Origin of the sequence: Methylococcus sp. ANG (assembly GCF_040730495.1) — a bacterium.
Lineage (GTDB): Bacteria > Pseudomonadota > Gammaproteobacteria > Methylococcales > Methylococcaceae > Methylococcus.
The window spans coordinates 372,049-393,289 of the sequence record NZ_CP160399.1 but is presented as its reverse complement, the minus strand read 5'-3'; the positions used below and the strand labels follow the sequence as shown (position 1 = coordinate 393,289).

Sequence of the window (21,241 nt, the reverse complement as noted above, 5' to 3'; positions counted from 1 at the left end):
CTGACGGCCCGGTCGAATCCGCCGGCAAATACCGCCGTCACCCTGGACATCGAAACCTTCGTCGAACCCGCACCGACGCCGCGTGCTCCCATCGCCGAAATGCGTCTGGACGGGGTGGCGCCTTCCATCGCCACGACCGGCGCCACCGGCCTCGAAACCATCGAGATGGGCGCCCGCCGCATCCAGGTGGACGACAAGAAGATCATCAACTGCCGGGCCGACCTCAACCAGCTCGTGCCCTTCAAGTACCACTGGGCCTGGCAGAAATACCTGGACGCCTGCGCCAACCACTGGATGCCGCAGGAAATCAACATGAACGCCGACATCGCGCTGTGGAAGAGCGCCGACGGATTGACCGAAGACGAGCGCACCATCATCAAGCGCAACCTCGGCTTCTTTTCCACCGCCGATTCGCTGGTCGCCAACAATCTGGTGTTGGCCGTGTACCGCCACATCACCAATCCCGAATGCCGCCAGTACCTGCTGCGCCAAGCCTTCGAAGAGGCCCTGCACACCCACGCCTACCAGTACGTGGTGGAATCGCTGGGGCTGGACGAGGGCGAGGTGTTCAATATGTACCGCGAGCTGCCGGCGGTGGCGCGCAAGGCCGAATGGGCCCTGCCGTTCACCCAGTACCTGTCCGATCCCCACTTCAAGACCGGCACGGTGGAGAACGACCAGCGCCTGCTGCGCGAGCTGATCGCCTTCTACGTGATCTTCGAAGGCATCTTCTTCTACGTCGGCTTCACCCAGATCCTGTCCATGGGACGCCGCAACAAGATGACCGGCACCGCCGAACAGTTCCAGTACATCATGCGCGACGAGTCCATGCACATGAACTTCGGCATCGACGTCATCAACCAGATCAAGGTCGAAAACCCCCCTCTGTGGTCGGAAGGCTTCAAGGCCGAGATGATCCGGATGATCCGCGAGGCGGTGGACATCGAAACCCAGTACGCCTACGACACCATGCCGCGCGGCATCCTGGGCCTCAACGCCCCGATGTTCAAGGAATACCTGGAGTTCATCGCCAACCGCCGTTGCGCCCAGATCGGCCTGCCGGAGCAGTATCCCGGCGTATCGAATCCGTTCCCGTGGATGAGCGAAGTGCTGGACCTCAAGAAGGAGAAAAACTTCTTCGAAACCCGAGTCACCGAGTATCAGACCGGCGGCACCCTGAGCTGGGACTGAACGAGCCTCGAAAGAGCAACGCGCCCGCCGTGATTTCCGCTTGACGCACGAGCCTCTCTCCCCCGTCTGGCTCGTGCGGGAAATCCGGCGGCTTTTTTTGGCCTGATCAACGGAGCGGGCATGAGTGATTCGACGCAGAACCCATACCGCTATGCGACCCTTTGGCGAGGCCTCGGCTGGGCCATGGTCGCCGCGGTCGTCGTTCTCTCCCTCCTTCCCCATTTACCCAAGCCACCGTCTCTTCTGGGCTGGGACAAGGCCCAGCACTTCATCGCCTATGCGGTCCTGACCTTCTGGTTCTGTCTGTGTTATTCCCGGCACTGGCGGTGGCCGGCTTTCTTCATCGCGCTGGGGAGCGTCCTGGAAGTACTGCAGGGCTTCACCGGCATCAGGACCACGGACCCCTTCGATATCGTTGCCAACAGCATCGGGGTGTTCATAGGCCTCGGCCTGAGCTTTACGCCGCTGGCATCCAGCCTGCGCCGGCTCGACGATTTCATTTCCCGCCGCTTGGAAACACTGCCCGAATAGCGCTTCATGCCGCATCTGCTTTCCGAAGGCGCGACTCCAACCCTCCCCGCTCCAGATCAAGCTGAGGTTCCGCCCAAGTCCGGTAACTCTCGTTCCGCCGCTGCACCCACAGCGCCATGCCCATGTAGCCGTAAGGCATCTTCGGTCCTTCCGCCGCGGTGCGCAGCGCCGCGAAGCACGCGCCGGGACGGAGATGGTGGTCGGCATGGCGAGTCAGCGCCAGGAACATGAACAGGCTGATGGCCGAATCGTTGCGCCAGGCGACGGCATTCCCCGAATCGGAATCTTCGGTCAAACCGTAGTGCTGGAAGTAGTTGACCGACTCCAATGTCCGCACGGCCCCCCGCGCCTGATGCAACAATACCAGCATCGCCAGCGGGCCGAACAGCACCGCGTAGAGCGCAAGCCACGCCAGTTCGAACGCCATCCCCGCCAGGGCCGCACCGCGCCGGACCGACCAGGCGATGCGCCATTGCTGGCGCAGGCCGCGCCGGTAGAACGCATCGAAGCTCTCTCCTCTGAATGCGGTCGAGGGATCGTCGGCGGTTCCCAGCCGGGCGTGGTGCCCCAGCTTGTGCGCCAGGTAGAAATGATCGTAGCCCAAGGTTGCCAACAGCAGCCGTCCCAGACAGCGCTGTCCGGCGGACCGGCGGTGAATCAGCTCATGCGCGGGACAGATGCCGGCGGAAACGAAATCGGCCGAGACCATCGCCCGGATTGCCAGCAAATCGGCCAGGCTCGCCACGATTTCGGCCACGCTGCTCCAGCCCAGTTGCGAAACCATCCGTCCCAAGGCGAACAGGTTCGCCAGTTGCAGCACCGACAGCAGATACAGCAGAGCATCGAAGAATGGCACCGGCGCCGATTCCGGCACGATCCGGGTTTCCGCCGGCCCGAAATACTCGGCCAGCAGCAGGAGCAGCATGGGCAGGGTCCAGAGCAATGCCGTCAGTGGACGGTGTGGACCGGTGGCGAGGAAGCCGAGCACGGCCAGAGGGAACACCAGGCTGAGGCTGTAGCCGGTCCACCACGGCAGCGGCCAAATGGCCCCCAACCGGGTTTTCGATAGAATGCTCATGGGCTTTGCGGAACCTCACGATGCGGCCATCAAAAGCGCGAACCTATTATCTCGGCCTGTGCCTGACCTACCACGATCCGGCCCTGGCGATCGTCGGCCCGGACGGCGGTGTCCTGTTCGCGGAAGCCGCCGAGCGGAGGCTTCAGAGCAAGCGGGCCCTGAACGCTCCGCCCGACGACCTGTTCCAGTTGCCCGCGCTGCTGCAGGCGCATTGCGCCGATGCCGACGAATTCGTCGTCGCCTGCAACTGGCAGGAGTCGCGCCCGCTGCACGAGCGCCTCGCACGCTGGCTGGGCTGGCTGTCGCCCCGCGGCATCCTCGCCAATGCCGGCCGCCGGGTGCATGCCTGGCTGGAGCCTTACCAGCTCTACCACATGCAGGCCGCCCAGCATCACGCCCTGAAAAGCCGCCTGCTCAATCTGGCGAGGAGCCTGCGGCGCGATTTCCCCGGCATCCCGGTCCGCTTCCGCGGCTACGACCACCACCTCTGCCACGCCGCCGTGGCCTGCTACGGCAGCCCTTTCGACACCGCCGCCTGCGCCGTGATCGACTCCTACGGCGAAACCGGATCGATGGCCTTCTTCGCCTACCGCGACGGCAGACTGCGCCCCATCGCCGGACTCGAAGGACCGCAGAGCCTCGGATTCTACTATATGAAGCTCACCGAGCTGTGCGGATTCGACTGGCTGGGCGGCGAGGAATGGAAAGTCATGGGGCTGGCTTCCTACGGAAAGACGGACGCGGAAGTCCTGGGCTGGCTGCGGGAGATGATGCGGGTGGAGGCTCTTGGGCTTTCGACCCGGCACGATGTTTTTTTCGACCGGCTGCAACGGCTCGAAGCCCGCAGGCGCCGTCCGGGAGAAGCGCCGGAAGCCGCCGCCGACCTGGCCCATACCGGCCAGCAGTTCTTCACCGAGACCGTTCATTGCTTACTCACCCATCTGCATGACCGTGAGGGCTCGGACAATCTCGCCTTCGCCGGAGGGTGCGCCCTGAATTCGACCTGCAATGGCCAGATTCTGGAGTCGACGCCGTTTCAGGCCCTCTACGTGCCGCCGGCACCGACCGACGACGGCACGGCCCTGGGCGCCGCCTGGCTGGCTTATCGGGAAGATCACCCCGAGCAGGTCTTCGAAGCCAGCCATCTGTCGCCTTATCTCGGCAGTGAAATCCCGGTGGCGGACATCGAGCGTTTCGCCCGTTACGCCGGCCTGCCGGTGCGGCGTCTTCCCGGTCCCGCCCTGGCCGACGCCGCCGCCGGGCTGTTGGCCGAGGGCAAGATCCTCGGTTGGGTGCAGGGACGGGCCGAATTCGGTCCCCGCGCCCTGGGCAACCGCTCCATCCTGGCCGATCCCCGCCGCGCGGAGACAGCGGAGCGCATCAACCGCGAGGTGAAGTTCCGCGAGCGCTTCCGTCCCTACGCCCCGGCCATCCTGCACGAGCATGGCCCGGACTGGTTCGAGGCCTATCAAGAGTCCCCTTACATGGAGCGCACCCTGCGGTTTCGGCCGGAGGCCCGCGAGCGCGTGCCGGCGGTGGTCCATGTGGACGGAACCGGACGGCTGCAGACCGTGAATCCGGAATGGAATCCGCGCTTACACGACCTGCTTAGCCGGTTCCACCGCCTGAGCGGCGTGCCGGTGCTGCTCGACACCAGCTTCAACGTCATGGGCAAGCCCATCGTGCACAGCATGGAGGATGCCTTCGGCGTGTTCCTGGGATCGGGCCTGGATGCCCTGGCGGTCGGCGATCACCTCTTCACCAAACCGGAAACGCCGTCATGACCTGCCTGCGCGGACTGTGCCGGACCCTGCTGCACGGCCCCATCGATGCCGGATCGCTGAGGACGGCCGAGGTGTTTTTCCAATCCGGGCTGGCCGGGGCCGGGCCGGATGGAACGGCCCCGGATTTCGGACGCCCCTGGCCGGCGCCGGCGTTGCCCCCGCCTGACGATCCGGCCGGGCACCGCGGCGTGCTTCACGCCCTGGCGCCGGCCTTGTTGCTGGAACAGATATGGCTGGCCCGCGCGGCGCAGCCTGCGACGGCCCATGGTCCGGCCGAATGCCATTTGTTCGAGCTGTATTGCCGCAGCATCGGTCTGGACGATCCCGCGACCTCGGCGTCCTCCAAATTTCGGGCGGGACTCACCCTGGCCGGGGTGGCCCTGCCGGGACTGAACGATCCGGGTTTCTTTCGGTTCCCCGGTATCCCCGATTTCGCCTGGAACCTGCCGGCCGCCCAGCTATGCCTGTTCCACCGGCCGCGCCGCTACTTTCCCGAGCTGCTGGGCTGGACCCTGGCCCAAGGCCTGCGCGAGCCGGCCTGGTGGGACGGCACCGGCGAAGCGGAAACGGCCCAAAACCGGGCCTTGGCCCGCGCGGCGCTGGAGGCTTGCGAGGCCCGCGACGAAGGACGCGTCCGCGCCGGCTGGACCCTTTATTGCAGGCTGTTCGCCGACTTGCTGAATCAGACCGCCGCCGCGGCTGCCCGGAAGATTCCGGCGAGGGAGGCGCTGGCCGAGATCGTCCAGGCCAAGCGCGGCCATGCCGTCGGCCATCACGGACGCATCCTGCTGGCCGGACGCGGCCTCGATGAATGGCTGGCGGACCCCGATCCGGAACCGCTGCTCCGAGCCCTGCGCGATTCGCCCTGGGTGGACCCGGCCTGCCCGGAGGCCAGCCGGCTCGTCCGCGCCATGGATTTCGGCGGGCCGATGTTCGGGGTGTTCGACCGCGCCGAGCGGCAGGTCTGCCTGGACTGGATCGAAGACGAGGACCGCCCCCTCCCGCTTGTCCCGCAGGCTCCTGCGTCCCTTCCACGGCCCGTCGAGGCGGAACGTCCGTCGTGCGCCGGTCTTCGGTCGAAACGCGCGCTTTACACCGCCTTGCTGCGCGCCGAATCGACGGCGGACGTGCCGGAAGAGGCAAGCGCCGTGGTGAACCGGATACTGCGCCTGACTCGCATCATGATGCCTCTGCAGCGCGGGCACCGGCGCTTCTTCCCGTACACCGAAGCCGATTTTCACGCCCGGATCGAGGCCATCCATACCCATGAGATTGGACGTTACCGGCCACCGGACGCGCTTCCCACGATCGGCGGAGAGTTCTGCCGCTGGGTCATCCTCCAGTTCGCCCCGGCGATCCTGGTCGACGGCTGCTGGCTAGCCGGAATCGGCACCGCGGCCGAATGCCTGGATACCGCAGGCCGCCATCTCCTCAAGATCTACGCCGACGAACTGGGCAACGGCCGGCCCGAACGCAACCACCCCAACGTCTACCGCCACCTGCTCGACCAACTCGCCATCGAACTGCCGCCGTTCGACGGCGAGGCTTTCGCCAACGACCCGCGGTTCCTCGATGCCGCCTTCGACCTTCCGGTCTACCTCCTCGCCATCGGGCAATGTTCACGGCGCTATTTTCCGGAGCTGCTGGGCCTCAATCTCGCCATCGAACTCAGCGGCCTCGGCGCCGGCTACATGCGGATGATCGACCTGCTGCGCAGCCACGGCATCGATCCCGCCATCGTCCAATTGCACCTCAGCATCGACAACCTCGCCTCCGGCCATGCCGCCAGGGCGAGGGAGGCCGTCATGATCTACCTGGACGAAATGGAACGGAAAGGCGGGATGGCAATTTCGCGCCAGCTCTGGAAGCGTATCTGGACCGGTTATCTGTCGCTCTACACCGCCGGGTTGAGCTTGGCCTGGCGGCTTCGCTACCAGCTACGAAGCCGGCGAGGTTGAAAACAGGCTTCAACAACGCTCTGCCGAAGGGGTGTTTTCAGACATCCACCCCGCGCTCCACTTCCCCCTGCCGCCGCAACTGTCGCTTCAATATCTTGCCGGCCGCGTTCCGGGGCAGTTGCTCGATCGCTACGATCTGGCGGGGAATCTCGTGCCGTCCCAGGCAGGGCTTGCACCAGGCGCGGATTTCGGCCTCGGTGGCGGGCGCATCCAGTACCACGTAGGCCACCACCCGTTCACCGTGCAGCGGGTCCGGGTCGCCGACCACGGCGACCTCCCGGACCGCCGGATGCCGGCACAGGACCTCTTCGATCACCCTGGGGTAGACGTTCATGCCGTTGACGATGATCAGATCCTTCTTGCGGTCGACGATGCTGAAGTAGCCGTCCTCATCCACATGGCCGAGATCGCCGGTGAGGAACCAGCCGTCGCGGAAGCTTTCCCGCGTCGCCTCCGGCTGGTTCCAGTAGCCTTTGAACACATTGGCGCCGCGCACGGCGATTTCGCCCATCTCGCCCACAGGAAGTTCGGCGCCGTTCTCGCCGACGATCTTCATTTCGACGCCCGGCACCGGCAGGCCGACCGTGCCGCTTTTGACGGGGCCGCCCACCGGGTTGACGCAGGTGACCGGCGAGCATTCGGTGGGACCGTCGCCTTCGTGAATGGGTAAGCCGAAACGCGCCTCGAACTGCTGCATGACGGTGGGCGGCAAGGCCGCGCCGCCGGACACGCAAAGCCGGACGGTTCGGAACCGGGCGATCCGGTCCTCCCGCAGCCGGCACAGCAGGGCGTACATGCTCGGCACGCCGAGGAACAGGGTCGCGCCGTGGCGGCCTATGGTATCGGCCACCAGGTCCGGCTCGAACTTCGCCAGCGGCACCAGGGCGCAGCCGTGGAGGAGCGGCGTGAGCATACCGACGGTGGCCGCGAAGGCATGGAACATCGGCAGCACCACCAATACCCGGTCCTCGCCGGGGCGCCAGTCGAGGGCCTCCCGCACGCTTGCGGTGTTCGCCAGCAGGTTGCCGTGGGTCAACATCGCGCCCTTGGGATGGCCGGTCGTGCCGGAGGTGTAGAGGATCGCGGCCAGGTCTTCCCGAGCGTCGAATTCGACGGACGGGGGCGCCGCAACCTCTTCCAGCAAGGCCCGCCAGACCTCTCCGTCCGGACCGTCGCAGCCGATGCCGGCGCGAACCTTGAGCCCGGGAAGCCGATCCAGTGCGGCTGCGGCGTTTGCCGAGACCTGGCCGTGATAGATCAGCCCGCTGACTCCGGCGTCGGCGAGGTTGTAATGCACCTCTTCGGCGCTGAGCAGCAGGTTGATGGGCACGACGACGGCGCCGGCCTTGAGGATGCCGGCGTAGGCCAGGGCGAATTCCGCCGAGTTGATGCAGTAGAGGCCGATGCGCTCGCCCTTGGCGACGCCACGGGCGGCGAGTCCGGCGGCGATGGCGTCGGAGGAACGGTCGAACTCGGCGAAGCCGACGCGCCGCTCGTCCGTCAAAATGGCGGGAAGGGACGAAAAACGGGCTGCCGCCTGCCGGAGCGCAGCCGTGAGCGATGCTTGCATTCTTTGGGGACTCGAGGAACGTTTCGTGCCGCGCGCCCGAGTCGAACACGGGCGGTGTCCCCCTCTCCTGGCAGGAGAGGGGGGCAAGCGTCAGTTGATGACGTTGTGGCCGCGTCCGCGCATGCAGTTGATGAAGGCGCGCTTGTACTGCTCGTCGCCGGAGACGCCCTGCTGAGCGGCGCCGCCGATGCCGCCGGTCGCCGCACCGATGGCCGCTCCGGTCCCAGGGCTTCCCACCGCCGCGCCGATGGCCGCACCGGCCGCCGCGCCGACCAGGCCGCCGACCGCGCCCCCCTTCAAGGCTTCCGTACCCGCGCTGCCGGCTTCCTTGGCCATCATCCGGCATTCTTCCTCATCGAGGGGAATTCGGGCCGCATTGGGGTCCTTGTACGTGTCGTAGGTCGGTTTCCAACCGGAATAGGTGGCGCAACCCGAAACGGTCATGGCCGAGATCAGCAGTACCAATATATTTTTCAGCATGTTCGTAAACTCCTCGCTCGAAAATTCCATCCTTACAGCCAGACGCCCAGGTCCGGGAGGCTGGAAGACGGAGCCACTATATCAAAACCGGGTTCCCGCCGAACACTCGGCCGATTCGGGAATATCCGGCGCTTCTGTTATGATCGCACTATCCGATGAGCGCGACGAGCCGCCGCCTTTCCCTGACGACCGCCCGAACCCCTCCGCCGATCGACGTTCCGGTGCGCGGTCCCTCTCATCTGACGTTTTTACTCTTTGACTTCCCATCCTGATGCAATCGACTGAAACTCCTTTTTCCTTTTCCGATCTGGCGATCTCGGCCCCCATTCTCCAGGCCATCCGCGAAATCGGATACGAGACCCCCTCGCCCATCCAGGCGGCGAGCATTCCCCATCTCCTCGCCGGCCACGATCTCCTGGGCCAGGCCCAGACCGGTACCGGCAAGACCGCCGCTTTCGCCCTGCCGATTCTGAACGGCATCGACCTCGAGCGCCGCGAACCGCAGGCCCTGGTGCTGGCACCGACCCGCGAGCTGGCGCTGCAGGTGGCCGAGGCATTCCAGAGCTATGCCCGCCACCTGCCCGATTTCCACATCCTCCCGATCTACGGCGGCCAGTCGATGGATGCCCAATTGCGCCATCTGCGCCGCGGCGTCCACGTCATCGTCGGCACGCCGGGCCGGGTGATGGACCACCTGCGCCGCAAGAGCCTCAACCTGGATGGCCTGCGCACCCTGGTGCTGGACGAAGCCGACGAGATGCTGCGAATGGGCTTCATCGAAGACGTCGAGTGGATCCTCGAGCACACGCCGCCCGAGCGCCAGATCGCCCTGTTCTCGGCCACCATGCCGGAAGCGATCCGCAAGGTCGCCAAACGGCACCTCCGCCACCCCAAGGAAGCCAAGATCGAGGCCAAGACCGCGACCGTCGAGGCCATCACCCAGCGCTACTGGCTGGGTTCGGGCGTGCACAAGCTCGATGCGCTGACCCGCATCCTCGAGGTCGAGGACTTCGACGCCATGATCATCTTCGTCCGCACCAAGGTGCTGACGGAAGAACTGGCGGAAAAGCTCGAAGCCCGCGGCTATTCCGCCGCCGCGCTGAATGGCGACATGAGCCAGGCGCTGCGCGAGAAGGCGGTCGACCGGCTGAAAAAGAATACCCTGGACATCCTGGTCGCCACCGACGTCGCCGCCCGCGGCCTGGACGTCGAACGCATCAGCCACGTGGTCAATTACGACATCCCCTACGACACCGAGGCCTACGTCCACCGCATCGGCCGCACCGGCCGCGCCGGGCGTAAGGGCCAGGCGATCCTGTTCGTCACGCCGCGGGAAAAGAGGATGCTGAGCGCCATCGAGAAGGCCACGCGCCAGCGCATCACCGAAATGCGCCTGCCCACCCACCAGGACATCGCCGAGCGCCGGGTCGAGCAGTTCAAGGCCCAGGTCATGGCGACGCTGGAGGAAGAGGACCTGGAGTTCTTCCGCCGGCTGGTGCAGCAGATCGGCCGGGAACAGGGCCTCTCGCCCACCGACGTCGCCGCCGCCCTCACCTACCTCGTGCAGAAGGACCGTCCGCTGGTTCCGGACGAGAAAGCCGCCCCGGCGGAACTCGCATCCGAGAGCCGCGAACCGCGCAAGAAATTTCGCGACGCAGAGCCCGGCGAAAAGAAACGCAAGCGCAAGGACCGTGAAGAGACCGGCGTGCTCTACCGCATCGACGTCGGCCGCAACGACGGCGCCGCGCCCAAGGACATCGTCGGCGCCATCGCCAACGAAGCGGACATCCCCGGCAGCGCCATCGGCCACATCAAGCTGTACGACGACTTCAGCACCGTGAGCCTCCCCGCGGACCTGCCGAAGAAGTCGCTGAAACGGCTGGAAAAAATCTGGATCGTCGGCAAACCGATCAATATCCGGCTCTGGCACGGCGACGCGCCCGCCCCGCAGACATTCGAGAAGCCGAAGAAAAAAAAGGGCTATCCGAAGAAGAACGGCTGACCTTCACCCCTGTCCCTCTGGGACAAAACCCGCCAGGAGCGGTCTTGGTCGAGCGAAGCTCGCCCGAAGGGTTTCGGGCAGGACCGCCCGAAAACAAAAAGTGGCCCTCAGGTCCGGATGAGGGAAACGGGCTTCGTCAATTCCCGGCCGGCTCCCCGCCCAGCGTCGCCATATCGATCACGAAGCGGTATTTCACGTCGCTTTTGAGCAGGCGCTCGAAAGCCTCGTTGATCCGCTGGATCGGGATCAGCTCGATGTCGCAGACGATGCCGTGTTCGCCGCAAAAGTCCAGCATCTCCTGGGTTTCCCGGATGCCGCCGATCAGCGAGCCCGCCAACTGGCGGCGCCCGCCGATCAGGCTGAACGGCATGACCTGCACGCCTTCAGGCGGTACGCCGACCAGGGTCAGCGTGCCGTCCCGCTCGAGCAGATTCAGATACGCGTTGATGTCGTGCGGGGCGGATACGGTGTCGAGGATGAAATCGAACCGGCCGGCCTGCCGCGCCATGGCCTCGGGGTCCCTCGACACCACGACCTCGTCCGCTCCCAGCCGCCGAGCGTCCTCGGCCTTGCCCGGCGAAGTCGTGAACAGCACCGTTTCGGCGCCGAAGGCATGGGCGAACTTGAGCGCCATGTGTCCCAGACCGCCCAGGCCGATGATCCCGACCCGACGGCCCGGCCCCACCCTCCAATGCCGCAAGGGCGAATAAGTGGTAATCCCGGCGCACAGCAGCGGGGCCGCAGCCGCGAGATCCAGGCCGTCCGGCACTCGCAGCACGAAGGCCTCGTCGACCACGATGCTGTCGGCGTAGCCGCCGTAAGTCATGCCGCCGCTGTGGCGGTCCGGGCTGTTGTAGGTGAATACCGGGCCGTGCTCACAATGCTGTTCCAGCCCGTCCGCGCAGCTCTCGCAGGTCCGGCAGGAATCCACCATGCAGCCTACCGCCACGGTATCGCCCGGCTTGAACTTCGTCACGCTGCGGCCCACTTCAGCCACCGTGCCAACGATCTCGTGCCCCGGCACGCAGGGATAAACAGTGGCGTTCCACTCGTTGCGCGCCTGGTGCAGGTCGGAATGGCAGACACCGCAGTACAGGATGTCGATGCGGACATCCTGGGGCAGCGGGTCGCGCCGCTGCAGGACGAACGGCGCCAGGGCCGAGTCGGCACTTTGGGTGGCGTAGGCATTGGCGGTGTACATGCGGATATCCTCCCATAGATACGATTATTTCAGGCAGGCCGGCAAACCGGTCAGCGCCTCCGCTTTGGGCATGCTCATGATCTGTTTTTCTCTGCGGCGTGAACGGCAGCGACAAGGCCCTCTAACCGCGATGCCATTGAGCCATACCTGCAGAGGTTGTGACGCGGCCTCACCATGAATAGATTAACTCCTTACAAGGGAAATCCGAGCAAAGCCAAACACAGTACTGGGATGGGCGGTCATGTCGCCCTTGCTCGGATGACCATTAGAGCAGAAAATAAGGCCATATCTGACCATGTTATGACTTTGCCCATGAAAACCACCGGCATCGCCGACGCCAAATCGCATTTGTCCGCTCTGCTCGCAGACATCGAAGCAGGTGAAGAGGTTGTCATCACCCGGCGGGGAAAGCCCGTAGCCCGTCTGGTCGCGGAACCCTGTGCCGAAGGTTTCGGCTGGTCCGATTTGCGCACCTGGGTCGCCCAGGGGGCTGCGCCTCAAGGTCTGACGGTCGCTGAAATGCGCGAACAGGATAGGCTGTGATTTATCTCGATACCTCCCTGCTAGGAGCGATCTTCTTCCGGGAGGCGAATGCCGCCGAACTGCTGACCTGGCTCGAACGGCTGCGCCAACGCAAGCTGATGGTTTCAGCCTGGACCTTGACCGAAATGGTCAGCGTCGGCGGTATCAAAGCGCGTACCGGGGCCATCGATGCGGCCACCCGCCAGCAAGCGCTGGCGAATTTTCAGCGGTTCGTTTCGGCCGAGCTCGGTGTGGTGGAAATCGAGCCGGCTGATTTCCGTACTGCGGCGGTGTTCATCGACGGCCCGCTGGTTCTGCGGGCGGGCGACGCCCTGCATCTCGCCGTGGCCCGGCGCTTGAGCGCCGCGATGTTCAGCCTCGATCAGCGGCTGAATGCGGCGGCGGAAGCGTTAGGTATCGGCTTTATCGTGATGTGAGACAGGGTTCACCCCTCCTCGGTTTTCCTGCCGCCCGACCGCACCAATGTCTTGGAAACGGCGCTCAGCGAGGACGATAGCGGCTAGAAGAGCGGCCGAATCGAAGCCAGGCATGTCCCGCCACACCCCCCATTGGCTCATGGGTATCGCCCTGCTGATACTCTCGGCCGTCGCCGTCGTTTTCGTGAGTCTCCCGGAAGCCTCCATCCCCGAATTCCAAACCGTCAAGGCCGAATGGATTCCGTCCGAAGCCTATCTGCTGGACCGCAACGGGGAAGTCATCCACGAGCAGCGAGTGGATTTTTCCGCCCGGCGCAAACCTTGGGTGCCTTTGAATTCCTTTTCACCGGCCTTGCTGAAAGCGATCGTCGCGGCGGAAGACCGGCGGTTCTACGACCACCGCGGCGTGGACTGGCAGGCCATGGCCGCGGCGGCATGGGGAACGCTCGGCGGCCACAAGCGCGGCGCCAGCACGATCACCATGCAGCTCGCCGCCCTGTTGGATCAGCGGCTGGCCATGCACGGCGGCGGGCGCTCCATCCGGCAGAAGCTCGGCCAGATCACGGCGGCGCGGTCGCTGGAGCGCCGCTGGAACAAGGGCGAGATACTGGAAGCCTATCTCAACCGGGTGCGGTTCCGGGGCGAACTGGAAGGCGTGCCGGCCACGGCCCTGGGGCTGTTCGGCAAGGAGGCTTCCGGCTTGGATGAGGCCGAGTCGGCGCTGCTTGCCGCCATCCTGCCCTCCCCCAACGCGGGCGCGGCGAGGATCGCCCGCCGCGCCTGCGCCATCGCCCAGCCCGCCGCCTTCCCGGTGGACTGCGGCGATCTGGAGCGGCGGGCGGAGGTGGCGCTGACCCATGCCAACCGCCCGCCGCCGTCGACCGCGCTCGCCTCGCATCTCGCCCGCCGGCTGCTGAAAAAGCGCGGTGAGAAGGTCAGGACCACGCTCAGCGCGCCGGTCCAGCGCCGTGCTATCGAAGCGCTGGAGCAGCAGCTCCAGGGTTTGAAAGCACGCAACGTCCGTGACGGAGCCGCCCTGGTCGTCGATAATCGGAGTGGAGAAGTCCTCGCCTACGTCGGATCGGCGGGTCCGAGCAGCCGCGCACGCCAAGTCGACGGCGTCCGCGCCCGGCGCCAGGCCGGCTCCACCCTCAAGCCCTTCCTCTATGCGCTGGCGTTGGAGAAGCGCTACCTCACCGCGGCCTCCATCCTGGACGACTCGCCGCTCAACCTGGAAACCCGCACCGGCCTGTATGTGCCGCAGAACTACGACCGCAACTTCAAAGGCCGGGTCAGCGTCCGCACCGCGCTGGCCGCCTCGCTCAACATCCCCGCCATCCGCAACTTGATTCTGGTCGGCCTGGAGCCTTTCCACGAGCGGCTGTGGAACCTCGGCTACAAAGGCTTGACCCAGGACGGCGAGTATTACGGCTATTCCCTGGCCCTGGGCTCGGCCGAAGTCAGCCTCTGGGAACAGGTCAATGCCTTCCGTGCCCTCGCCAACGGCGGCCTCCTGTCGCCGCTCCGCTGGCTGGCGAGCGATGAGCCCGGCGACGCCCGCACGCTGATCGACCCGCGCGCCGCCTACATCGTGGGCAGCATCCTCAGCGACCGCTCCAGCCGCGCCCTCAGCTTCGGCCTGGACAACCCGCTCACCACCCGCTACTGGACCGCGGTCAAGACCGGCACCAGCAAGAACATGCGCGACAACTGGTGCATCGGCTACAGCGAGCGTTACACCGTCGGCGTGTGGGTAGGGAATTTCGAGGGAGACGCCATGCACGACGTCTCCGGCGTCTCCGGCGCCGCCCCGGCCTGGCTGGAAATCATGAACGGCCTGCATGCGGACCTACCGAGTCAGCCGCCCTCGCCGCCGGAAGGCGTGGTCGGCCGCCGCATCCGTTATGCCGACGCCCTGGAACCCGAACGCCAGGAATGGTTCGTCGCCGGCACCGAAACCGCGGAAGTGGCGGTTCCGGATGCTCCGACGCCACGAATCGAAACGCCCGCCGACGGCATGATCGTCGCTCTCGACCCCGACATTCCCGCCCGCAACCAAAAACTAGTCTTCCGCGCCCGGCCCGCCCGCATTGGCACTTCGTTCGTGCTCGACGAAAAACCCGCGGGCGATGCAGGAAATCCGGTCAAATGGCCGCCGGAACCCGGCAACCATGTGCTGAAACTCAAGGACAGCCACGGGAGGATCGTGGACACGGTGAAGTTCCAGGTGCGTGGTATGCGCTGACAAAAACTATCGCCCCGGCGGAAACGCCTGAAACGCCTTTTCCACCGCCTCCCTGATTTCCGTCCTTTGTGTGTCCGGGTCGTAGCCGAAGTCGCCGTCGTCTTCGACGCTGGCATGCCAGACCACGCGCTGGGTCTTGCCGTCCACCACCACCAAGTCCAGCTTGGCTTTTTCGTAGGACGAACCATAGGGATCGACGCTGGGCGGCAGAGCCCGTCCGCTCGCCCTGAGCGAAGTCGAAGGGTTCGGCGCGGGCACGGCGTGCATGCCGGGGTAGAACAGGCCGACAGCCCCCCATTCGGCGCTGGATTTGGGACGGCGGTCGATCTTCCATTCGCCGAAGGACCAGCCGACCTGGAAGTCTGCGCCGGCTTCGCGCCTGCTGTAACCCTTGGCCGCCAGCAGCGGTTCGAGCGTGTCCTTCATCAGGGTATCGAGTCGCAAGCGCTCGACGGCAGCCTGGTCGGAGCCCGGCATGACGGCATAGCTCCAGGTCTTGGCCCGGACGAAGTCGTAATCCTTGTCGAACCCGCTCTTCAAAGCCGGTCCGGCGCACGCGGCCAGCAGCAACATGGCCCATATCGCAAACGATGGTTTCATCACGGCCTCCCTTGTCAATATTCCCGGTCCAACACCGCACCGTTGGATTGAGCCACTTCGGCGTAAAACCCGGCACTGGCCTTGGGTCTGCGCTGCTGGCTCGCTGGGTCGACCTGCACCAGGCCGAAACGCTTGGCATAGCCGTAGGCCCATTCGAAATTGTCGAGCAGCGACCAGGCGAAATAGCCTCGGACGTCCACGCCTTCGGCGATGGCCTCGTGCAGCGCGCGCAGATGGCTGCGGTAATAGGCGATGCGGCGGGGGTCGTCGATCCGGCCGTCTGCCGGAGGCGGATCGGCGAAGGCGGCGCCGTTTTCGGTGATGTAGAGCGGGATGTCGCCGTAGCGGGCCTTGACCCAGAGCAGGATGTCTTTCAGGCCTTGGGGGTAAACCTCCCAGCCCATCTCGGTGTGCTCGGCGCCGCGCTGGGGTATGGCCGAAACCTTGAGCGGCCCGCCCAGCGGGTCGTGCTTCACCACCGCACGGGTGTAATAGTTGACGCCGAGATAATCGATGGGTTCCTGGATCAGGCGCAGGTCTTCGCTCTCGAACCGGGGCCAATGCGGCCCGAAGATTTCCGCCAGCTCCTCAGGATAGGTGCCGCGCAGCACGGGGTCGAGATACTGCCGGTTCATGTAGGCGTGGGCGCGCTCGGCGGCGGCGCGGTCTTCCCGGCTGCCGGTCGCGGCGTACTTGGGCTCGAGGTTGACCACCAGGCCGATCCGGCCCTGGCCGTCCGCTCTGAAGGCCTGCACGCCCAAGGCATGGGCGCGCAGCAGGTTGTGCGAGACCCAGGGCGCTTCCTTCGGCGAGACATGGCCCGGCGGGTGGACGCCCGACATGTAGCCCGCGTCCATGACGACCCAGGGCTCGTTCAGCGTCGCCCAGAAGTCGATCTCGTCGCCCAGCGCTCGGATGACGGCGTGGGCGTAATCGGCGAACCAGCCCGCGCTGTCGCGGTTCGCCCAGCCGCCGGCATCTTCCAGCGCCGCCGGCAGGTCCCAGTGGTAGAGCGTGGCCATCGGCTGGATGCCGTGGGCCAGCAGCGTGTCGACCAGGGACTGGTAATGGGCGAGTCCGCGCGGATTGGGCCTGCCCTTCCCTTCCGGGAACACCCGGCTCCAGGCGATCGAGAAGCGGTAGGCCGAGAGCCCTAGCTCCTTCATCAGCGCGATGTCCTCCCGGAAACGCCGGTAGTGGTCGCAGGCGAGGTCGCCGGTGTCACCGTTGAGGATCCGCCCCGGCTGGTGGCAGAAGCGATGCCAGTTGCTCGGCCCCGCGCCATCGGCCAGGGGCGAGCCTTCGACCTGGTAGGCCGAGGTGGCCGCGCCCCACAGAAAATTCTCGGGAAACTCGTATCTGCTCATGCAACGTCCTGTCTGTCGAAAACTTCGAATTATCGCCGCTTGCCCAGGTAGGCTCGCAAACCGGGCGCCACCGGCGGCCGTGCCAACGCTTGTCGTGGGTCGACCGGGCCGCCTTCGTCGGCGAGATGCACCACACCGTGCGCCGTTCCCACCGCCACCGGCACGCCATTCCGCAGCACCAGCCGCTTGCCGCTGTTGGCGGCGATGCGCTCGCCGGGCAGCACGGTGCCGGCCAGGTTGAGCGGATCGGCGCCGTCGACGGAGACGACCACCCCGTCGGGCGGCTGGCTGCGCAGCTTGCGCAGCGACTCGACCGCCTCCGGCAAGGCGAATTGCTCGCCGTAGCGGCCGGCGATAAAACGCCCGCCGCGGATTTCGCCTCGCGCCTCCAGCCGCCGGTACACCCGGACCAGCTCCAGCCAGGCCGGCACCGACGGTTCGCGTTCCAGTAGGCTGCGGAACACCACGCCGTAGCGCTTCAGCAGCGCTCGGGCGGCATGCTCGGTGCGGTCTGCCTGGTTCTCGCCCGGGTCGGACGGCGCCAGGCTCCAGCGCCCCGCCTCCTCGATCCCCGTCACGCCGCGGTAGCGCCGCTTGCGCTGCTCCGGCATCAGCAGCGCCCTGAGGCCCATGAAGCTGTCCGAGGTGACCCGGCCTTTCGCAGCCAGTTCCGACAGGGCTTCCTCGGCTTGCGTCTTGAGCAAGCCGGTCGAAGCCACCAGTTCATCGAAGAACTGCGCGCCGCGCCGTTCCAGGCTCTCGGCCACGCGGGCCGCGGTGCCCGACACTTCCGGAGACGCAGCGGGCAGCCACTGGGCGTTGTGCACGCGCGGCAACAAGACCAAGGGCGCGACCCGCAGCGCGCCTCCGCCCGAACCCTCGCGGGGCAGACGCCGCCATAGGATACGGCCGGAGACGCAGAGCGCGTCCAGCCAGGCCGGATCGTAATCCTCCACCCGCAACGGCAACAGCTCCCGTTCCCAAGCCGCGGCGGTGGCCTGGAAGCCTTCCAGCCGATCCAGCACCAGGGCGAGGCCCTCCTTGCCGCGGACCTTCGCCGCCGGATGGACATGCTGCCAGTGCAAGAGAAACCGCATGAAATCGGCCGTCGTGACCGGCTCGATCGATTGCCGCAGCCGCCCGAGAGTGTAGCGGTGGATGCGCGCCAGGATGCCGCGCTCGCACCATTCGGTCTCGCCGCCGCCGGGGGTGAAATGGCCGCGCAGCACCGTGCCTTCGTTTTCCAGCGCGTAAAGGGCCGCCTCGACCGTCGCCGCGGCCAGCCCGGTCTGGGCGGCGAGCCGCGCCACGTTCGCAGGTCCGGTCACGCCGAGGCGGGCGCGCAGGATCTCGACCAGGGCCGGCTCGGGCTCCCAGAACTCCGCGTCCAGGGTCGGCGGCAGCCGCAATGCCGGCTCGGTGGCAACGCCGGGATAGATGGCCCGGAATTGCGGCCAGCGCTCGGCGGCGAGCCACAGCCCCGCACCGCCGCAAGGCAGGCGGGCGGCGCGGCCGGAGCCCGCGAGTTCCGCCAGGAAGCGCATCCAGCCCTTTTGGGCCGCCTCCTGCACCGTGACGTAGCCGGAGACGCTCAGCGCGTCGTGTACCTCTTCGGCGGTTCCGCCCTGCGGCTCGATCTCCTCAAGCACGCGGGCGATCGCCGCCCCATCCAACTGGCCCAGATCGGAAGCGGCGGCGGGCTCCAGCCAGCGGCGCATGGATACGGCGCGAGTCCGCCGCTCCTCCAGCGGCGCGCCGTCGAGGAAGGTGTAGACCTTGGAATTGACGATCTCGGCGGCCAGCGGCGAAGGCTCGGTCAAGTCGCGGCATTCGACCCGGATCGAGCCCTCGCGGATGCCCCGGATCACCTCGATCAGCCGATCCAGGTCCATGGCCTCGGTCAGGCAATCGTGCACGGTCTGGTTGACCAGGGGATGGTCGGGAACCTCGCGGTCGCCGACGATGTTTTCGAAACAGGCGAGCTGGTCCGGGAACACGCAGGTCACCAAATCTTCCGCCTGCATCCGCAGCAAATAGGGCGAGGTCTTGCCGCCGCCCTGGAAGCGCTTGAGCGCCAGGGCGCACACCGCGTTCCAGCGCCAGCGCACTTTGAACATCGGCGCATCCAGCAGCGCCTGGACCAGGATGGTCCGAACGGTGTCGACGCTCAGGAACTGTTTGACTTCCTCCAGCGCGAAGCTCTGCGCCACGCCGAGCGACAGGATCAGTGCGTTCTCGGTCGCCGCGGCCTGCAGCTCGAAGTTGAAGGTGCGGCAGAAGCGCTTGCGCAGCGCCAGCCCCCAGGCGCGGTTGACCCGGCTGCCGAAGGGGGCGTGGATGATGAACTGCATGCCGCCGGATTCGTCGAAGAAGCGCTCGAACACCACCGTGTCGAAGGTCGGCAGCGCACCCAGCACCGCCTTGGCGGCGGCGAGGTAATGGACCGCCTGTTCCACCGGCCCCGGCGCCAGCGCCAGTTCGGCGGACAGTCCCGCGGCGACTTTTTCCGGCGCCGATCGCTCCAGGCTGTCCCCGATCCGCGCCCGCAGGCGCGACACCGCCAGCGACAGCTCGTGGGAGCGCCCCGGCGCCTCGCCGAACCAGAACGGAATGCTCGGCGGGATGCCGGCGGCGTCCTCCACCCGCAGCGCCCCGCCCTCCAGCCGCAGCACGCGCCAACTGGTGTTACCGAGCTGGAATACGTCGCCCGACATGCTTTCGATGGCGAAATCCTCGTCCACGCTGCCGACGACCTCCCCGCTGGGCTCGACGATCACCCGGTATTCGGCGTTGTCGGGGATCGCGCCGCCGCAGGTGACCGCGGTCAGCAGCGCGCCCTTGCGGGGCCGCAGCCGGCCGTGGATGCGGTCGCGGTGCAAATAGGCGCCGCGGATGCCGCGGCGGGTGCTGTAGCCGTCGGCCAGCATGGCGAGCAGCGCATCGAAGTCCTCGCGCTCGAGATTCCGGTACGGATAGGCGCCGCGCACGGCGGCGTAGAGTTCGTACTCGCCCCATTCCTCGCAGGCCACCATGGCGACGATCTGCTGCGCCAGCACGTCCAGCGGCTGGGCCGGGATCGGAATGCGGTCGAGTTCGTCCTGCCGCAGCGCATCGACCAGCGCGATGCAGTCGACCAGGTCGTCGCGGCTGGTCGGGAATAACCTGCCTTTCGGCAGCCCGCCGGCGTAATGGCCGGAACGGCCTACCCGTTGCAGAAAGGCGGCGATGGTCCCGGTCGCGCCGAACTGACAGACCAGGTCGATTTCGCCGATGTCGATGCCCAACTCCAGCGAAGCCGTCGCCACCAGGGCCTTCAGCTCGCCGGCCTTGAGCCGGGTTTCCGCTTCCAGCCGCTGCTCCTTGGACAGGCTGCCGTGATGCGAGGTGACGCTGTCCTCGCCGACTCGCTCTGCCAGCGCCCGCGCCAAGCGCTCCGCCATGCGCCGGGTGTTCACGAACACCAGGGTGGTGCGGTGCTGCCGCACCAGCTCGGCCATACGGTCGTAGACCTGCCCTGCGGCCTCGTTCGACAGCACGGCCTCCAGCGGGAAATCCGGCAGCTCGATGTCCAGGTCCAGCCGCCGCCGGTGGCCCTCGTCAACGATCACGCAGCCGCCGCGCCCGCCGGTGAGGAAACGCGCGACCTCCTCGACCGGGCGCTGGGTGGCGGACAAGCCGATCCGCCTGAGCCCCCGGCCGGCCAGGCGTTCCAGCCGCTCCAGCGACAGCGCCAGGTGCGAACCGCGCTTACTGCCCAGCACGGCGTGGATTTCGTCGACGATCACCGTCCGCACCGAACCCAGCATCCGCCGCCCGCCGGCACTGGTCAGCAGGATGTAGATCGATTCGGGCGTGGTCACCAGGACGTGCGGCGGCTGCCGCGTCATGGCGGTGCGCTCGGCCGCCGGCGTGTCGCCGGTGCGGACCTGGGAACGGATCGCCAGCGCGGTCTGGCCGGCTTCGAACAGCATCCGTTGGATGCCTTCCAGCGGCAGTTGCAGATTCTTGTGGATGTCGTTGCTCAACGCCTTGAGCGGCGAAATGTACAGGATGCGGGTCTCGTCCGGCAGACCGAACACCTCCCCTTCCCGCACCAGCTCGTCGATCGCCGCCAGGAACGCCGCCAGGGTCTTGCCCGAACCGGTCGGCGCCGCCACCAGCACGTCGTTGCCGCCCTGCACCGCCGCCCAGGCGCGGAGCTGCGCGGATGTCGGCGTGCCGATGGCGGTTTCGAACCATGAAGCGACGAGGGGGTGGAAGCCGTTCATAGGCATC

At 66.6% G+C, this 21,241-nt stretch carries 15 protein-coding genes; 8 read left to right on the top strand and 7 right to left on the bottom strand.

Translation table 11 applies throughout. From position 1 onward, the window contains the following. Nucleotides 1-99: 99 nt before the first annotated feature. Together ABZN20_RS01845 and ABZN20_RS01840 are read left to right on the top strand one after the other, a co-directional pair. Nucleotides 100-1,191, top strand: coding sequence for a ribonucleotide-diphosphate reductase subunit beta (locus ABZN20_RS01845; RefSeq protein WP_367027521.1), 1,092 nt, complete (start codon nucleotides 100-102; stop codon nucleotides 1,189-1,191). Between the two features lie 120 nt (nucleotides 1,192-1,311). Next, complete coding sequence (locus ABZN20_RS01840; protein ID WP_367026605.1) at nucleotides 1,312-1,722, top strand: VanZ family protein; 411 nt, start codon at nucleotides 1,312-1,314, stop codon at nucleotides 1,720-1,722. 4 nt (nucleotides 1,723-1,726) lie between these two features. On the opposite strand, the gene ABZN20_RS01835 is transcribed toward ABZN20_RS01840, so the two are convergent. Next, nucleotides 1,727-2,800 carry a fatty acid desaturase gene (locus ABZN20_RS01835; RefSeq protein ID WP_367026604.1) on the bottom strand — a complete coding sequence of 358 codons (1,074 nt, stop codon included), beginning with the start codon at nucleotides 2,798-2,800 and terminating at the stop codon, nucleotides 1,727-1,729. Nucleotides 2,801-2,820: 20 nt separating this feature from the next. Between ABZN20_RS01835 and ABZN20_RS01830 the strand changes: the two genes are divergently transcribed. Together ABZN20_RS01830 and ABZN20_RS01825 are read left to right on the top strand one after the other, a co-directional pair. Then, on the top strand, nucleotides 2,821-4,584 hold the full coding sequence (locus tag ABZN20_RS01830; RefSeq protein WP_367026603.1) for a carbamoyltransferase family protein: 1,764 nt from the start codon (nucleotides 2,821-2,823) through the stop codon (nucleotides 4,582-4,584). Continuing rightward, nucleotides 4,581-6,542, top strand: coding sequence for an iron-containing redox enzyme family protein (locus ABZN20_RS01825; protein ID WP_367026602.1), 1,962 nt, complete (start codon nucleotides 4,581-4,583; stop codon nucleotides 6,540-6,542). Before ABZN20_RS01830 ends, ABZN20_RS01825 begins: the two co-directional genes overlap by 4 nt. A gap of 37 nt (nucleotides 6,543-6,579) precedes the next feature. Here ABZN20_RS01825 and ABZN20_RS01820 read toward each other — a convergent pair whose 3' ends face one another. Together ABZN20_RS01820 and ABZN20_RS01815 are read right to left on the bottom strand one after the other, a co-directional pair. Further along, complete coding sequence (locus tag ABZN20_RS01820; RefSeq protein ID WP_367026601.1) at nucleotides 6,580-8,112, bottom strand: long-chain-fatty-acid--CoA ligase; 1,533 nt, start codon at nucleotides 8,110-8,112, stop codon at nucleotides 6,580-6,582. A gap of 90 nt (nucleotides 8,113-8,202) precedes the next feature. Continuing rightward, nucleotides 8,203-8,592: a glycine zipper family protein gene (locus tag ABZN20_RS01815; RefSeq protein WP_218806435.1), complete on the bottom strand. Its 390-nt coding sequence runs from the start codon at nucleotides 8,590-8,592 to the stop codon at nucleotides 8,203-8,205. Between the two features lie 271 nt (nucleotides 8,593-8,863). Here ABZN20_RS01815 and ABZN20_RS01810 point away from each other — a divergent pair, with 271 nt between their 5' ends. After that, nucleotides 8,864-10,594 carry a DEAD/DEAH box helicase gene (locus ABZN20_RS01810; RefSeq protein ID WP_367026600.1) on the top strand — a complete coding sequence of 577 codons (1,731 nt, stop codon included), beginning with the start codon at nucleotides 8,864-8,866 and terminating at the stop codon, nucleotides 10,592-10,594. A gap of 136 nt (nucleotides 10,595-10,730) precedes the next feature. Here ABZN20_RS01810 and ABZN20_RS01805 read toward each other — a convergent pair whose 3' ends face one another. Further along, nucleotides 10,731-11,795 (bottom strand): NAD(P)-dependent alcohol dehydrogenase, encoded by a 1,065-nt coding sequence (locus ABZN20_RS01805; protein ID WP_218806433.1) that lies wholly within the window; start codon nucleotides 11,793-11,795, stop codon nucleotides 10,731-10,733. Nucleotides 11,796-12,107: 312 nt separating this feature from the next. Between ABZN20_RS01805 and ABZN20_RS01800 the strand changes: the two genes are divergently transcribed. The 3 genes from ABZN20_RS01800 to pbpC all read left to right on the top strand — a co-directional run bounded on the left by ABZN20_RS01800 (nucleotide 12,108) and on the right by pbpC (nucleotide 14,999). Further along, nucleotides 12,108-12,338 carry a type II toxin-antitoxin system Phd/YefM family antitoxin gene (locus ABZN20_RS01800; protein WP_218806432.1) on the top strand — a complete coding sequence of 77 codons (231 nt, stop codon included), beginning with the start codon at nucleotides 12,108-12,110 and terminating at the stop codon, nucleotides 12,336-12,338. Continuing rightward, nucleotides 12,335-12,754 (top strand): type II toxin-antitoxin system VapC family toxin, encoded by a 420-nt coding sequence (locus ABZN20_RS01795; protein WP_367026599.1) that lies wholly within the window; start codon nucleotides 12,335-12,337, stop codon nucleotides 12,752-12,754. The genes ABZN20_RS01800 and ABZN20_RS01795 overlap by 4 nt, the downstream gene beginning before the upstream one ends. Before the next feature lie 112 nt (nucleotides 12,755-12,866). Continuing rightward, complete coding sequence (gene pbpC / locus ABZN20_RS01790) at nucleotides 12,867-14,999, top strand: penicillin-binding protein 1C (protein ID WP_367026598.1); 2,133 nt, start codon at nucleotides 12,867-12,869, stop codon at nucleotides 14,997-14,999. A gap of 6 nt (nucleotides 15,000-15,005) precedes the next feature. On the opposite strand, the gene ABZN20_RS01785 is transcribed toward pbpC, so the two are convergent. From ABZN20_RS01785 to ABZN20_RS01775, 3 genes are read right to left on the bottom strand one after another with little or no spacing between them, the layout of a single operon-like run. Next, complete coding sequence (locus tag ABZN20_RS01785) at nucleotides 15,006-15,599, bottom strand: DUF4136 domain-containing protein (protein WP_218806429.1); 594 nt, start codon at nucleotides 15,597-15,599, stop codon at nucleotides 15,006-15,008. A gap of 14 nt (nucleotides 15,600-15,613) precedes the next feature. After that, nucleotides 15,614-16,966 carry a GH1 family beta-glucosidase gene (locus ABZN20_RS01780; protein WP_367026597.1) on the bottom strand — a complete coding sequence of 451 codons (1,353 nt, stop codon included), beginning with the start codon at nucleotides 16,964-16,966 and terminating at the stop codon, nucleotides 15,614-15,616. A 29-nt stretch (nucleotides 16,967-16,995) separates the two neighbouring features. Then, nucleotides 16,996-21,240 (bottom strand): DEAD/DEAH box helicase, encoded by a 4,245-nt coding sequence (locus ABZN20_RS01775; protein ID WP_423246425.1) that lies wholly within the window; start codon nucleotides 21,238-21,240, stop codon nucleotides 16,996-16,998. Nucleotide 21,241 lies beyond the last annotated feature (1 nt).

Bases quoted from the DNA above. Each gene is read 5' to 3' on its own strand.
- pbpC (WP_367026598.1), top strand. From the start codon at position 12,867: ATGTCCCGCCACACCCCCCATTGGCTCATGGGTATCGCCCTGCTGATA.
- ABZN20_RS01820 (WP_367026601.1), bottom strand. From the start codon at position 8,112: ATGCAAGCATCGCTCACGGCTGCGCTCCGGCAGGCGGCAGCCCGTTTT.
- ABZN20_RS01815 (WP_218806435.1), bottom strand. From the start codon at position 8,592: ATGCTGAAAAATATATTGGTACTGCTGATCTCGGCCATGACCGTTTCG.
- ABZN20_RS01830 (WP_367026603.1), top strand. From the start codon at position 2,821: ATGCGGCCATCAAAAGCGCGAACCTATTATCTCGGCCTGTGCCTGACC.
- ABZN20_RS01800 (WP_218806432.1), top strand. From the start codon at position 12,108: ATGAAAACCACCGGCATCGCCGACGCCAAATCGCATTTGTCCGCTCTG.
- ABZN20_RS01785 (WP_218806429.1), bottom strand. From the start codon at position 15,599: ATGAAACCATCGTTTGCGATATGGGCCATGTTGCTGCTGGCCGCGTGC.
- ABZN20_RS01775 (WP_423246425.1), bottom strand. From the start codon at position 21,240: ATGCCTATGAACGGCTTCCACCCCCTCGTCGCTTCATGGTTCGAAACC.
- ABZN20_RS01780 (WP_367026597.1), bottom strand. From the start codon at position 16,966: ATGAGCAGATACGAGTTTCCCGAGAATTTTCTGTGGGGCGCGGCCACC.
- ABZN20_RS01805 (WP_218806433.1), bottom strand. From the start codon at position 11,795: ATGTACACCGCCAATGCCTACGCCACCCAAAGTGCCGACTCGGCCCTG.
- ABZN20_RS01825 (WP_367026602.1), top strand. From the start codon at position 4,581: ATGACCTGCCTGCGCGGACTGTGCCGGACCCTGCTGCACGGCCCCATC.
- ABZN20_RS01810 (WP_367026600.1), top strand. From the start codon at position 8,864: ATGCAATCGACTGAAACTCCTTTTTCCTTTTCCGATCTGGCGATCTCG.
- ABZN20_RS01840 (WP_367026605.1), top strand. From the start codon at position 1,312: ATGAGTGATTCGACGCAGAACCCATACCGCTATGCGACCCTTTGGCGA.
- ABZN20_RS01835 (WP_367026604.1), bottom strand. From the start codon at position 2,800: ATGAGCATTCTATCGAAAACCCGGTTGGGGGCCATTTGGCCGCTGCCG.
- ABZN20_RS01845 (WP_367027521.1), top strand. From the start codon at position 100: ATGCGTCTGGACGGGGTGGCGCCTTCCATCGCCACGACCGGCGCCACC.